Annotated in this window: 13 protein-coding genes; 8 read left to right on the forward strand and 5 right to left on the reverse strand. The window is 56.9% G+C overall.

Going from position 1 to position 12,710, the window contains the following annotated elements:
* Positions 1 to 119: 119 nt before the first annotated feature.
* From H8S59_RS15965 to phhA, 4 genes are all read right to left on the reverse strand, one after another.
* Complete coding sequence (locus H8S59_RS15965) at positions 120 to 302, reverse strand: hypothetical protein (protein ID WP_187522056.1); 183 nt, start codon at positions 300 to 302, stop codon at positions 120 to 122.
* A 78-nt stretch (positions 303 to 380) separates the two neighbouring features.
* Positions 381 to 521, reverse strand: coding sequence for a hypothetical protein (locus tag H8S59_RS15970; protein WP_164706047.1), 141 nt, complete (start codon positions 519 to 521; stop codon positions 381 to 383).
* 368 nt (positions 522 to 889) lie between these two features.
* A complete protein-coding gene (locus H8S59_RS15975) occupies positions 890 to 1,246 on the reverse strand; it encodes a 4a-hydroxytetrahydrobiopterin dehydratase (RefSeq protein ID WP_095094622.1) in 357 nt (118 codons plus the stop codon).
* Positions 1,247 to 1,260: 14 nt separating this feature from the next.
* Positions 1,261 to 2,064 carry a phenylalanine 4-monooxygenase gene (gene phhA, locus H8S59_RS15980; RefSeq protein WP_187522057.1) on the reverse strand — a complete coding sequence of 268 codons (804 nt, stop codon included), beginning with the start codon at positions 2,062 to 2,064 and terminating at the stop codon, positions 1,261 to 1,263.
* Between the two features lie 263 nt (positions 2,065 to 2,327).
* On the opposite strand from phhA, the gene H8S59_RS15985 reads away from it, so the two are divergent.
* Positions 2,328 to 3,905 carry a sigma-54-dependent transcriptional regulator gene (locus tag H8S59_RS15985; RefSeq protein ID WP_187522058.1) on the forward strand — a complete coding sequence of 526 codons (1,578 nt, stop codon included), beginning with the start codon at positions 2,328 to 2,330 and terminating at the stop codon, positions 3,903 to 3,905.
* A gap of 104 nt (positions 3,906 to 4,009) precedes the next feature.
* Here H8S59_RS15985 and H8S59_RS15990 read toward each other — a convergent pair whose 3' ends face one another.
* Positions 4,010 to 4,276 carry a DUF2790 domain-containing protein gene (locus H8S59_RS15990; RefSeq protein WP_087273874.1) on the reverse strand — a complete coding sequence of 89 codons (267 nt, stop codon included), beginning with the start codon at positions 4,274 to 4,276 and terminating at the stop codon, positions 4,010 to 4,012.
* A gap of 384 nt (positions 4,277 to 4,660) precedes the next feature.
* On the opposite strand from H8S59_RS15990, the gene acs reads away from it, so the two are divergent.
* From acs to argR, 7 genes are all read left to right on the forward strand, one after another.
* Entirely contained in the window at positions 4,661 to 6,616 is a 1,956-nt protein-coding gene (gene acs / locus H8S59_RS15995; RefSeq protein ID WP_027898010.1) for an acetate--CoA ligase, read from the forward strand.
* A 789-nt stretch (positions 6,617 to 7,405) separates the two neighbouring features.
* A complete protein-coding gene (locus H8S59_RS16000; protein ID WP_095094616.1) occupies positions 7,406 to 8,182 on the forward strand; it encodes an ABC transporter substrate-binding protein in 777 nt (258 codons plus the stop codon).
* Between the two features lie 85 nt (positions 8,183 to 8,267).
* Complete coding sequence (locus tag H8S59_RS16005; RefSeq protein ID WP_187522059.1) at positions 8,268 to 8,957, forward strand: ABC transporter permease; 690 nt, start codon at positions 8,268 to 8,270, stop codon at positions 8,955 to 8,957.
* Positions 8,954 to 9,652 (forward strand): ABC transporter permease subunit, encoded by a 699-nt coding sequence (locus tag H8S59_RS16010; protein ID WP_187522060.1) that lies wholly within the window; start codon positions 8,954 to 8,956, stop codon positions 9,650 to 9,652. The genes H8S59_RS16005 and H8S59_RS16010 overlap by 4 nt, the downstream gene beginning before the upstream one ends.
* 1 nt (position 9,653) lies before the next feature.
* Entirely contained in the window at positions 9,654 to 10,766 is a 1,113-nt protein-coding gene (locus H8S59_RS16015; protein ID WP_187522061.1) for a succinylglutamate desuccinylase/aspartoacylase family protein, read from the forward strand.
* 22 nt (positions 10,767 to 10,788) lie between these two features.
* Positions 10,789 to 11,553, forward strand: a complete 765-nt coding sequence (locus H8S59_RS16020; RefSeq protein WP_027900073.1) for an ABC transporter ATP-binding protein — start codon at positions 10,789 to 10,791, stop codon at positions 11,551 to 11,553.
* Between the two features lie 161 nt (positions 11,554 to 11,714).
* Entirely contained in the window at positions 11,715 to 12,695 is a 981-nt protein-coding gene (argR, locus tag H8S59_RS16025; RefSeq protein WP_087273887.1) for a transcriptional regulator ArgR, read from the forward strand.
* Positions 12,696 to 12,710: the final 15 nt, after the last annotated feature.

The following is a 12,710-nucleotide window of genomic DNA, read 5'->3' on the forward strand; positions in this document are numbered from 1 at the left end:
TCGAGTCGAACCTTAGCAAGCTAACCAAGTGCTCAATGATAGCGGCGAACGGGTGCCGGACTGGAGGCCTGGTAAAAAAAATTTACCGCGAGAGTATGCGGTCAGGAAGGGGCAGAGGCTTATTGAGGCTGTTCAGGTGCGACCAGTTGGGTCGTTACCAGCGCGGCGAGGGCGTTTTCCTGATTACCGAAACGGTCGAGCAGGGCCTGCTTCTTTTCCGGGCTCAACTGTGCCCAGATTTTGATCATCAGTTCGGCAGTGCCGATCAGGGTATTGGCTTGTGCTTCGGTGAAGTCTTTCATGTGCAGCCTGTGGTCATCGGCAATCAGACGTATGAAAACACAGCGAGGCTGGTTTCCGATACGTCTGAAAAATCACCCTCAGTCTTCGCTGGAGGCTTGCTGGCCTTGTTCGGCCTGTACACCGGCTTTCATGTCGACCGGTTGACCGAGTTCCAGCTGAGCCAGTGTCGATTGCTCAGGCTCTTTCTGGCCAGGGGGAAAGTTAGGAATTTCATGCATTTTCAATGCTCCTTGCACAAGTTTTTTAGTTGCTGGGCAGAACCAGTGCTTCTAAAAAGCTTGTGCAGGATACAGCAGAGATAATGACAGATAGACTTTTATCTCGACCGTTGGTCATGTGCGGAAACAAAAACCGGATTTTATTGTCCGGCGTCGAGACAGGGATTTCTGAACTATTTGTGATGCGATCCCGTGGGCGCCCAATGTCGTGGGACCGGCTTTAGCCGGGAAGAGGCCAGTGCAGTCACTGAACCCAGGTTGTCAGAAAAACCGCCTTCCCGGCTAAAGCCGGTCCCACGTCGTACATCAGCTTGCACGCCAATATGGAGCTCCCACAGGTTGGTGTCAGCGTTGAAATACCGCTAACCCTATTTACGCCCCTCAGCGTCCTTGGCCACCTCATCCGTTCGCGCCGCCATGATGAAGTCGTTGCGGTGCAGGCCTTTGATAGAGTGGCTCCACCAGGTCACGGTCACTTTGCCCCATTCGGTCAGCAGGCCCGGGTGATGACCTTCTGCTTCGGCTATCGCACCCACCGCATTGGTGAATGCCAGTGCAAACTTGAAATTCTTGAACAGATAGATTTTTTCCAGCTGCATCACGCCGTCGCGGACCTCGATGTTCCAGTCCGGAATCTGCTTCAGCAGCACGGGCAGTTCGGCTTCGCTGACTTGCGGGGCATTGGCACTGCAGGCTTCGCAGCTGGCTTGGGATAGTTGGGTCATGAAGGGTTTCCTGTTCAGGCCGCTTGGGGAGTGGACGGATTTTTAGGCGGGAATTTCGGTGCGTGCAGACCCAGCTGCATAGCTTGCCCGACCATCCCCATGATGTCTTCCTGGGCCAGGTCGAATAGCTGCTTCAAGTCCGGCAACACAAAATACAAGGGTTGCAGGATATCGATACGGTAAGGCGTGCGCATGGCTTCCAGAGGATCGAACGCTTGATGTTCCGGCGTACTCGACAGGCTGTAAACCGCTTCTTTTGGAGAGGAAAGAATGCCTCCCCCATAGATTTTCCGACCTTGCGGTGTATCGACCAGCCCGAACTCAATGGTCATCCAGTACAGGCGTGCCAGATAGACGCGATGTTCTTTGCTGGCGCTGAGGCCGAGCTTGCCATAGGTGTGAGTGAATTCGGCGAACCACGGGTTGGTCAGCAGCGGGCAGTGGCCGAAGATCTCGTGAAAGATATCCGGCTCTTGCAGGTAGTCCAGTTCTTCCTGGCTGCGAATGAACGTCGCCACAGGAAACTGTTTGTTGGCCAGCAGCTCGAAAAAGGTCTGAAACGGAATCAGCGCCGGAACCCGCGCCACTTGCCAGCCGGTCGTCGCACACAGAACGCTGTTGATTTCCGCCAATTGCGGAACGCGGTCAGTAGGCAGAGCCAGTTGCTCGATGCCGTCGAGGTATTCCTGGCAGGCGCGGCCTTCAATCACCTTCATCTGTCGGGTGATCAAGGTATTCCAAACCTCATGCTCGGCGCTCGGGTAGTCAATGAACCCATGGGCGTCGGGTTCGCGTGCCACGTATTTCGTAGAGCTCATGCCACTCTCCCTGGGGTTCTTTTTATTGGGTTTGTTACGAACGCCCAGGATCATCAATAGCGCATTTCAGCCATGCAGACTTTCGGTGTTTTGAACTGACGTGGCGAGTATTAGCGAAATTTCGTAAAGAAATCTTTACGAGGTTGGCGAATACCTGATTATCTTGCGATCAAGTGAGTTTTTCGGGATTCAGCTGTCACGAATTCTTGACGCTATCTTTCGCATCATCATAAAAATAACAACAGCCACAGGACTCATCCGCCATGCGCATCAAAGTGCACTGTCAAAACCGCATCGGTATGACTCGCGACATTCTCGATCTGCTGGCCTCCTACGGCGTCAACGTCGCCCGGGGCGAGGTGGGCGGGGAGCACGGCGACGCGATCTATCTACACTGCCCGAATCTGATCAATCTGCAATTTCAGTCATTGCGCCCGCGCTTCGAAGCCATTACCGGCGTCTTTGGCGTCAAGCGGGTGGGGCTAATGCCCAGTGAGCGGCGGCATATGGAGTTAGACGCATTGCTTGGCGCGCTGGAGTTTCCGGTGCTGTCCATCGACATGGGCGGTTCAATCGTCGCGGCTAACCGGGCTGCCGCTCAATTACTGGGCGTGCGGGTGGATGAAGTGCCGGGTATTGCGTTGTCGCGTTACGCCGAAGACCTTGATGTACCTGAGCTGATCCGCAGCAACAAGTCCCGGATCAATGGCCTTCGAGTGACCATTCGGGGGGATGTATTTCTTGCTGATATTGCGCCTTTGCAGTCGCGCCATGACGACAGCGAAGCGATGGCGGGGGCAGTGTTGACCCTGCATCGTGCTGACCGGGTCGGTGAGCAGATCTATCAGGTCCGTAAGGAAGAACTGCGCGGTTTTGACAGCATTTTCCAGAGCTCCAGAGTCATGGCAGCGGTAGTGCGTGAAGCTCGGCGCATGGCGCCGCTGGACGCACCTTTATTAATTGAAGGTGAAACGGGCACCGGCAAAGAGTTGCTGGCCCGGGCCTGCCACCTCGCCAGCCCCCGTGGGCAGTCGCCGTTGATGGCGATGAACTGCTCGGGCCTGTCTGATGCCATGGCCGAGACCGAGTTGTTCGGTTACGGCCCGGGCGCGTTCGACGGCGCGCGAGCCGAGGGCAAACTGGGTCTGTTGGAGCTGACGGCGGGAGGCACGCTGTTTCTGGATGGTGTGGGCGAACTCAGTTCGCGCATGCAGGCCAAATTGCTGCGTTTTCTGCAGGACGGCTGCTTCCGGCGGGTCGGCAGCGACGAAGATGTTTTTCTCGATGTGCGTATCATGTGCTCGACTCAGGTTGACCTGTCTGAGTTGTGTGTGAAGGGTGAGTTTCGCCAGGACCTTTACCACCGCCTTAACGTCTTGACCCTGCACATCCCGCCGTTGCGTGAATGCCTGGATGGTCTTGGCCCTCTGGTTGAGCACTTTCTGGATCAGGCCAGCCGTCAGATAAGCTGTCCTTTGCCCAGGCTGGCGACTGCTGCCATGGAGCGTTTGAGTCATTACCAATGGCCGGGCAATGTCCGGCAACTGGAAAATGTCTTGTTCCAGGCCGTTTCGTTATGCGAAGGCGGCACGGTAAAGGCCGAGCACATCCGTTTGCCGGATTACGGCGTGCGCGATCCGTTGGCGGAGTTTTCCATGGACGGTGGGCTGGATGAGATAGTTGGCCGTTTTGAAAAAGCGTTATTGCAACGTTTGTATGCGGAATATCCCAGCAGTCGGCAACTTGGGAAGCGGCTGGGTGTTTCCCATACAACGGTGGCTAACAAGTTACGGGATTATGGGTTAAGTACTTTCAGCAAGCCGGATGATAATTGTCGGTAGGAGCGAACTTGTTCGCGAGATGTTGGCATATCAGCAAATATTTACCTGACACACCTTCTCGCCAACAAGTTGCCTCCTACCCATAATTGCCTGACGGATGTCACTCAACTATTACTGCAGCCGTTACCCATGACCTGATAGCCCATCACATGCTGCTGGCCTTTGGAGTCTTCATAGGTCATGCGCATCGGTACAACCTTGCAGACGTCAGGGATGGCGGTAATGGAGATGACTTTGGCAATATCCGGATGGCTGCCGTAGGTGTATTGCTCGACGCGAGCTTGTTGGGCAGCAACTTTTGCTCCTGATTCTTCAGCCATTGCAAATGTGCTGAAACCACAGAGTGCCAGAACCAACAGTGAAACTTTCATTTCAGTTTTACCTTCTTGAGTTCGAAAGGGGGCACATCGCCCTTGTAGAGCGATGTGTGAAGCCTGTATCAGAGGATAATCAACTCGCCGTGGGGGGCTGTCAGTTATTAATCATGTGCCTTGTTTGGCGAAGTCGATTCTATGCCTGTCACCGAACTTCATATAGAAACACTTTTGATAAACACTATTGAGCGAATTGACAACAATCCCTGAGAGCACCGAGCCAGAGGCTTATGAACGGTTGACTACGATCTTGCCTGTCCCTTTCAATGGGAAGCACGGGCCTGTTTATCTGATCGGTAAGACCATCGTCGAATGGTCCCGACGCCGACAGGCGGATACAACAGGGGCATAAAACAACAACTATCCACCGAGGTAACCAAGATGAGTGCAGCTTCCCTGTACCCCGTCCGCCCAGAAGTCGCAGCGAGCACGCTGACCGATGAGGCGACCTACAAGGCCATGTACCAGCAGTCGGTGGTCAATCCCGATGGCTTCTGGCGTGAACAAGCTCAGCGTCTGGACTGGATCAAACCTTTTACCTCGGTCAAGCAGACCTCGTTCGACGACCACCGTGTCGACATCAAATGGTTTGCCGATGGCACCCTGAACGTTGCCTATAACTGCCTGGATCGCCATCTCGAAGAGCGCGGCGACACCATCGCAATCATCTGGGAGGGCGACGATCCTTCCGAAAGCCGCAACATCACGTATCGCGAACTGCATGCCGAAGTCTGCAAGTTCGCCAACGCCTTGCGCGGTCAGGATGTCCATCGTGGCGACGTTGTGACTATTTATATGCCGATGATTCCCGAGGCCGTGGTCGCCATGTTGGCCTGCGCCCGCATCGGTGCAATTCACTCGGTAGTTTTTGGTGGCTTCTCTCCCGAAGCGCTGGCTGGCCGCATCATCGATTGCAAATCCAAAGTGGTCATCACCGCTGACGAAGGTCTGCGCGGCGGCAAGAAAACCGCCATGAAAGCCAACGTCGACCGGGCGCTGACCAATCCGGAAACCGCCAGCGTACAGAAAGTCATCGTCTGCAAACGCACTGGCGGCGACATCGAATGGAACCGCCATCGCGACATCTGGTATCACTCGCTGCTGGACGTGGCGTCCGAGATCTGTGCGCCGAAAGAAATGGGGGCCGAAGAGTCGCTGTTCATCCTTTACACCTCGGGTTCGACGGGCAAACCGAAAGGCGTGCTGCACACCACAGGCGGTTATCTGCTGTATGCCGCGCTGACGCACGAGCGAGTGTTCGACTACAAGCCAGGGGAAATCTACTGGTGCACCGCCGACGTCGGCTGGGTGACAGGCCACAGCTATATCGTCTACGGCCCGCTGGCCAACGGCGCGACCACGCTGTTGTTTGAAGGCGTACCGAACTATCCGGACATCACGCGTCTGTCGAAGATCATCGACAAGCATAAAGTCAACATCCTTTACACCGCACCGACCGCCATTCGCGCGATGATGGCTGAAGGCACCAAGTCCGTTGAAGGTGCTGACGGTTCAAGCCTGCGCCTTCTGGGTTCGGTGGGCGAGCCGATCAACCCGGAGGCCTGGAACTGGTACTACAACACCGTTGGTAAGAAAAACTGCCCGATCGTCGATACCTGGTGGCAGACCGAAACCGGCGGCATCTTGATCAGCCCGTTGCCGGGCGCAACGGCCCTCAAGCCCGGCTCGGCAACGCGTCCGTTCTTCGGTGTGATCCCGGCATTGGTGGATAACCTCGGCAACCTGATCGAAGGCGCTGCCGAAGGCAATCTCGTCATCCTCGATTCGTGGCCGGGTCAATCACGCTCTCTGTACGGCGACCACGACCGGTTCGTCGATACCTACTTCAAGACCTTCCGCGGCATGTACTTCACGGGCGACGGCGCGCGTCGTGACGAGGACGGTTACTACTGGATCACCGGGCGCGTGGATGACGTGCTTAACGTCTCCGGCCACCGCATGGGCACGGCTGAAATCGAAAGTGCGATGGTTGCGCACCCGAAGGTTGCCGAAGCCGCTGTGGTCGGCGTGCCGCATGATTTGAAGGGGCAGGGTATCTACGTTTACGTGACGCTCAACGGCGGTGAAGTACCGGATGACGCGCTGCGCAACGAGCTGCGTAACTGGGTCCGCAAAGAAATCGGCCCGATTGCTTCGCCTGACGTGATTCAGTGGGCGCCTGGCCTTCCGAAAACCCGTTCCGGTAAAATCATGCGCCGCATCCTGCGCAAGATCGCCACAGGTGAATACGATTCGCTGGGCGATATCTCGACCCTGGCCGATCCGAGCGTGGTGCAGCATCTGATCGACACGCACAAGACCATGAAAGTGGCCTGATAGTCAGCGCTTCAAAAGCCCCATTCGGTGTGAGCCGGGTGGGGCTTTTTTGTTTTCCCGATCGAGACCGCAGCGTTCCGATCGCGAGCAAGCTCGGTTCCCGCAGGAGAACGCTATCTCATGTGGGAGATTCTATGTTTGCCCCGCAAGCTGATTGATGACGTGGGACCGGCTTTAGCCGGGAAGACGGTATTTCTGCAGATAAATATTCAGTGTCTGTCCCGGCCTCTTCCCGGCTAAAGCCGGTCCCACGTCATCAGTGATTCCTGTGGGGGCAGAGGTTGCTCGCGATTGGGGTAGCACAAAACCTCAGGCTCCGCGAAATCTCGGTTTCATCCAACCAGGATATATATCGAGCTGTTACCGATCCCGGCGCTCCGGTAACGCCACTCCCGCTTATGGGGCAATGCACCTCACGTCTGTAAGAATCGGCTACTCAAATAGCTGGCAGATAAACATGCGGCAATCCCACCCTTGCCGTATTACAAGGCTTTGCTAATAATGGGCGCGCATTTTGCTGTAATCACGGGTTATCCTTCTTTTCGCCTTTGCATAGCCACTTTTGGTTGTCAATGCCCGCGCCGTGATTTTCAGTGCATTTGTAACTAGTTGTCGCATTGAAGAAATATCGACTTCGAGCGTCCCGTTAAAATGCCGCTCACTCGCCGCAGGCTTGCAGGTCCGGACACCGGTCCCAGCCGCCAGGCGTCTATCTCCAATAGTCCTCTTCGCATCCTGGGCTTTTGCTCACGTTGCCATTTGTCGTGTTTTACCGACGGAGTCCTGACAATGAAAAAGCTCATGCTGCTTGGCGCAATGGCGCTGACTGTTCTGGCGCAGCCAGTGTTCGCAGACGAAAAGCCTCTGAAAATCGGTATTGAAGCGGCGTACCCTCCGTTTGCCTCCAAAGCACCGGACGGCAGCATCGTCGGTTTCGACTACGATATCGGCAACGCGCTGTGTGCTGAAATGAAGGTCAAGTGCACGTGGGTCGAGCAGGAATTCGACGGCCTGATCCCGGCGCTGAAAGTGCGCAAGATTGATGCGATCCTGTCCTCGATGTCCATCACCGAAGACCGCAAGAAGTCTGTTGATTTTACTGATCGCTACTACAGCACTCAGGCGCGCCTGGTCATGAAGGAAGGCACCACCGTCAGCGACAGCCTGGATGAACTCAAAGGCAAGACGATCGGCGCGCAACGTGGAACGATCCACGACACTTTCGCCAAAAAGGTGCTTGAGCCCAAGGGCGCCGTGATCAAGTCCTACAGCTCCCAGAACGAAATCTACCTGGACCTGAAGGCTGGTCGTCTGGACGGCACAGTAGCGGACGCGACCCTGCTGCAGGATGGTTTCCTGAAAACCGATTCGGGCAAGGGCTATGCTTTTGTCGGCCCGGCATTCACCGATCCGGCTTACTTTGGTGACGGCATCGGCATTGCTGTTCGCAAAGGCGACAAGGCGAATGTTGATCGCATCAACGCCGCCATCGCTGCGATTCGCGCTAACGGCGAATACAAAAAGATTCAGGACAAGTACTTCGACTTCGACGTTTACGGCAAGTAAACCTGTCGTCACGGATGGCGCAGCCAGAAACCGTTTTCGGTGTTGTGGCTAGCGCCATTTTTTACACCCATGAGGACTGCACAACATGTTGAATGGCTACGGGGCTGTCATCCTCGAGGGCGCAGGGCTGACGCTGCAACTGGCCCTGTCGTCGATGGCGCTGGCAATCGTCCTGGGTCTGATCGGTGTGTCGTTGCGTTTGTCACCGGTGCGCTGGCTGGCCTGGCTGGGTGACGTGTATTCCACCGTGATTCGCGGCATTCCCGATCTGGTCCTGATCCTGCTGATTTTCTACGGCGGTCAGGGTGCGTTGAACACCATTGCGCCGATGCTCGGTCACGACGATTACATCGACCTGAGCCCGTTGGCTGCCGGTATCGGCACCCTGGGTTTCATCTTCGGTGCTTATCTGTCGGAAACCTTCCGCGGTGCCTTCATGGCAATCCCCAAAGGGCAGGCCGAAGCGGGCCTTGCTTACGGCATGAGCCATTCGAAAGTGTTTTTCAGAATTCTGGTGCCGCAGATGGTTCGCCTGGCGATCCCCGGCTTCACCAACAACTGGCTGGTACTGACCAAGGCGACGGCGCTGATTTCGCTGGTCGGTCTGCAGGACATGATGTTTCTCGCCAAGCAGGCAGGCGACGCCACCAGTCAGCCTTTTACCTTCTTCCTGGCGGTGGCCGCGATTTATCTGCTGATTACCAGTGTTTCGCTATTGGCCCTGCGTCTTGTGGAAAAACGTTACTCCGTTGGAGTTAGGGCGGCTGACCTGTGATTTTTGATTACAACGTCATCTGGGACAGTCTGCCGCTGTACTTTGCAGGTCTGCTGACCACCCTTGAGTTGCTTGGCATGGCCCTGGCGTTTGGTCTGTTGGCAGCGTTGCCACTGGGCCTGATGCGTGTTTCCAGGAAACCGTGGGTGAATCTGCCAGCCTGGCTCTACACCTATGTGATTCGTGGCACGCCGATGCTGGTGCAGCTGTATCTGATCTATTACGGCCTTTCACAGTTCGCTGCAGTTCGGGAAAGCTTCCTCTGGCCGTGGTTGTCCAGTGCAACCTTTTGCGCCTGTCTGGCGTTTGCGATCAATACCAGCGCCTATACCGCGGAAATCATCGCTGGCAGCTTGAAAGCTACGCCTGCGGGCGAGATTGAAGCGGCGCGCGCCATGGGCATGTCCAAATCCAAAATGTACCGCCGCATCCTGCTGCCCTCGGCCTTGCGTCGAGCGCTGCCGCAGTACAGCAACGAAGTGATCATGATGTTGCAGACCACCAGTCTCGCGTCCAGCGTGACCCTGGTCGACATCACCGGAGCGGCCCGGGCGGTCAACTCCGAAAGCTTTTTGCCCTTCGAAGCGTTTATCACCGCAGGCGTGTTCTACCTGTGCCTGACATTCATTCTGGTGCGCCTGTTCAAGCTGGCTGAACGCCGCTGGCTGGGCTACCTCGCACCCCGGAAGGCCTGACATGCAAAGAACCGATCATGTATTGCCGTGGGGCACCCTCGGCACGGAGCGCCAGCTGAGCGTGTTCCGCTTTGGCAGCGGCGAGCGCAAGGCCTACATTCAGGCCAGCCTGCACGCCGATGAGTTGCCGGGTATGCGCACGGCCTGGGAGCTGAAAAAGCGCCTGGCTGAACTGGAAGAGCAGGGCGCGCTCAAGGGCGTTATCGAACTGGTACCGGTCGCCAACCCGATTGGCCTGGGCCAGTTGCTGCAAGGTGCGCATCAAGGACGCTTCGAATTCGGCAGCGGCAAGAACTTCAACCGTGATTTCTCCGAGCTCAGCGAGCCGGTGGCTGAGTTGCTTGAAGGGCAATTGGGCGATGACCCGCACAGCAATGTGCAGTTGATCCGTCAGGCCATGACCACGGTGCTGGCCAACCTGCCTCCGGCGGAAAGTGAGCTGCGCGGCATGCAACGGATTCTGCTGAGTCACGCATGCGTGGCCGATGTGGTGCTCGACCTGCATTGCGATGCTGACGCTGCATTGCACATGTACGCCTTGCCGCAACACTGGCCGCAATGGCGCTCGCTGACCGCACATTTGAATGTGCAAGTAGCCTTGTTGGCCGAAGACTCGGGCGGGAGTTCGTTCGACGAGGCGTGTTCGCTGCCGTGGTTGCGCCTGTCGCGGATTTTCCCTGATGCACAGATCCCGCTTGCCTGTCTGGCAACCACCATTGAGCTGGGCGGTCAGGCGGATACCGGTAAACCTGAGGCCGAAGCCCATGCCGAAGGCATTCTGGCGTTTCTTGCCGAGCAGGGTTTCATCACGGGTGACTGGCCGCAGGCAGCCCACCAGGAATGCGAAGGCATGCCGTTCGAAGGCACTGAATTGCTGTTCGCCCCGCACCCTGGTGTGGTGACTTTCCTGCGCGAAGCAGGGTCTTGGGTCGAGGTGGGCGAGCCGCTGTTTGAAGTGATTGATCCGCTGTCTGACCGGGTCAGCACCGTTTGTTCGAATACCGCCGGGGTGTTGTTTGCCATCGAGCGATTGCGTTACGCCCAGCCGGGTTTCTGGCTGGCCAAGGTGGCGGGTCGTACTGCCCGACGTCAGGGTCGCTTGCTCAATGACTGACCCATTTGTGAGAACCGAAAGCATGAACAAACTGGAAGTCCAGGACCTGCACAAACGCTACGGCAGCCATGAAGTGCTCAAGGGTGTTTCCCTGACCGCCAAAGCGGGCGATGTGATCAGCATCATCGGCTCCAGTGGTTCGGGCAAAAGTACCTTCCTGCGTTGCATCAACCTGCTGGAACAGCCCCATGCGGGCAAGATTCTGCTCAACAATGAAGAGCTTCAGCTGGTCGCCAATAAAGACGGCAGCATGCGCGCTGCGGACCCCAAACAGCTGCAACGCATGCGTTCGCGCCTGTCCATGGTGTTCCAGCATTTCAACCTGTGGTCGCACATGACGGCGCTGGAAAACATCATCGAAGCCCCCGTGCATGTGCTGGGCGTGTCGAAGAAGGAAGCGCTGGAAAAAGCCGAGCATTATCTGGCCAAAGTAGGCGTTGCTCACCGCAAGGACGCCTATCCGGGGCATATGTCCGGCGGCGAACAGCAGCGCGTGGCCATTGCCCGTGCCTTGGCGATGGAGCCGGAAGTCATGCTGTTCGACGAACCGACCTCCGCGCTGGACCCTGAACTGGTGGGGGACGTGCTCAAAGTCATGCAGGCCCTTGCCCAGGAAGGCCGGACCATGGTCGTGGTGACGCACGAAATGGGCTTTGCCCGTGAAGTCTCCAACCAGTTGATCTTTCTCCACAAAGGCGTGGTCGAAGAGCGCGGTGATCCTCGTGAAGTGCTGGTCAACCCTCAGTCCGAACGTTTGCAGCAGTTCCTGTCGGGTAGCTTGAAGTAACGAAAAGCTACGTTTAGACGATGCCTTTCGAGACGTAACAGTTCATGCTGCGCGGCAAGCAGCATGAGCTGATTGCAGTAGATTCAGCCTGGGCGTCGACGCCCGCCCCATAAGCTGTGTACACAGTTTCAACAACAGCGACACGTTTCGGATTGCATGCCATGACCGCTCAACGAATTGGTTTTCTTATCTGGCCCAGCACCAAAGCCCTGACTCTGGCGCTGGCCGAGGAAGCCTTGCGTGTCGCCCAGCGCGTCCACCCGGAAGTGCTTTACGAACTGTCGTTTCTACAAGCCGAAGCGCCCGCCGAGGGTGCATGGCAATTGCCCGGCGAGCCGTGGGCGGGGCGGCTGGAGGGTTGCCAGAAGCTGTTTTTGCTGGCGGATGAGCCACCTGCGGCGGTGAATTCCACCCTGGCTTCGGCGCTCAAGCAGCTGGTGCGTTCCGGTTGCGTGATTGGCGGGCTGTCAGCAGGGGTTTATCCACTCGCTCAACTGGGACTGCTTGATGGTTACCGGGCAGCCGTGCACTGGCGCTGGCAGGATGATTTCACCGAGCGTTTCCCCAAGGTCATTGCCACCAGTCATCTGTTTGACTGGGATCGTGATCGCTTGACGGCGTGCGGCGGTATGTCAGTGCTGGATCTGTTGCTGGCCGTGCTGGCACGCGATCATGGCGCAGAACTGGCAGGTGCGGTATCCGAAGAACTGGTAGTGGAGCGCATTCGTGAAGGCGGCGAGCGCCAGCGTATTCCGTTGCAGAATCGTCTGGGTTCCAGCCATCCCAAGCTGACCCAGGCGGTGCTGTTGATGGAGGCCAACATCGAAGAGCCGCTGACCACGGATGAAATCGCCCAGCACGTGTGTGTCTCGCGGCGTCAGCTGGAGCGGATTTTCAAGCAATACCTCAATCGCGTGCCGAGCCAGTATTACCTTGAACTGCGCCTCAACAAGGCACGGCAGATGCTGATGCAGACCAGCAAGTCCATCATTCAGATCGGCCTGTCCTGTGGCTTCTCGTCCGGTCCGCACTTCTCCAGCGCCTACCGCAACTTCTTCGGCGCCACCCCCCGAGAAGACCGCAATCAACGCCGTAGCAGCAGCCCTTTTGAATTGTCGTCGGTGCCTGCAGAGCGGGGTTGAGCGGCTGGAACTGTA

Origin of the sequence: Pseudomonas folii (assembly GCF_014357575.1) — a bacterium.
In the GTDB taxonomy this organism is placed as follows: Bacteria; Pseudomonadota; Gammaproteobacteria; order Pseudomonadales; family Pseudomonadaceae; genus Aquipseudomonas; species Aquipseudomonas folii.

Bases quoted from the DNA above. Each gene is read 5' to 3' on its own strand.
- H8S59_RS15965 (WP_187522056.1), bottom strand. From the start codon at position 302: ATGAAAGACTTCACCGAAGCACAAGCCAATACCCTGATCGGCACTGCC.
- H8S59_RS15970 (WP_164706047.1), bottom strand. From the start codon at position 521: ATGCATGAAATTCCTAACTTTCCCCCTGGCCAGAAAGAGCCTGAGCAA.
- H8S59_RS15975 (WP_095094622.1), bottom strand. From the start codon at position 1,246: ATGACCCAACTATCCCAAGCCAGCTGCGAAGCCTGCAGTGCCAATGCC.
- phhA (WP_187522057.1), bottom strand. From the start codon at position 2,064: ATGAGCTCTACGAAATACGTGGCACGCGAACCCGACGCCCATGGGTTC.
- H8S59_RS15985 (WP_187522058.1), top strand. From the start codon at position 2,328: ATGCGCATCAAAGTGCACTGTCAAAACCGCATCGGTATGACTCGCGAC.
- H8S59_RS15990 (WP_087273874.1), bottom strand. From the start codon at position 4,276: ATGAAAGTTTCACTGTTGGTTCTGGCACTCTGTGGTTTCAGCACATTT.
- acs (WP_027898010.1), top strand. From the start codon at position 4,661: ATGAGTGCAGCTTCCCTGTACCCCGTCCGCCCAGAAGTCGCAGCGAGC.
- H8S59_RS16000 (WP_095094616.1), top strand. From the start codon at position 7,406: ATGAAAAAGCTCATGCTGCTTGGCGCAATGGCGCTGACTGTTCTGGCG.
- H8S59_RS16005 (WP_187522059.1), top strand. From the start codon at position 8,268: ATGTTGAATGGCTACGGGGCTGTCATCCTCGAGGGCGCAGGGCTGACG.
- H8S59_RS16015 (WP_187522061.1), top strand. From the start codon at position 9,654: ATGCAAAGAACCGATCATGTATTGCCGTGGGGCACCCTCGGCACGGAG.
- H8S59_RS16020 (WP_027900073.1), top strand. From the start codon at position 10,789: ATGAACAAACTGGAAGTCCAGGACCTGCACAAACGCTACGGCAGCCAT.
- argR (WP_087273887.1), top strand. From the start codon at position 11,715: ATGACCGCTCAACGAATTGGTTTTCTTATCTGGCCCAGCACCAAAGCC.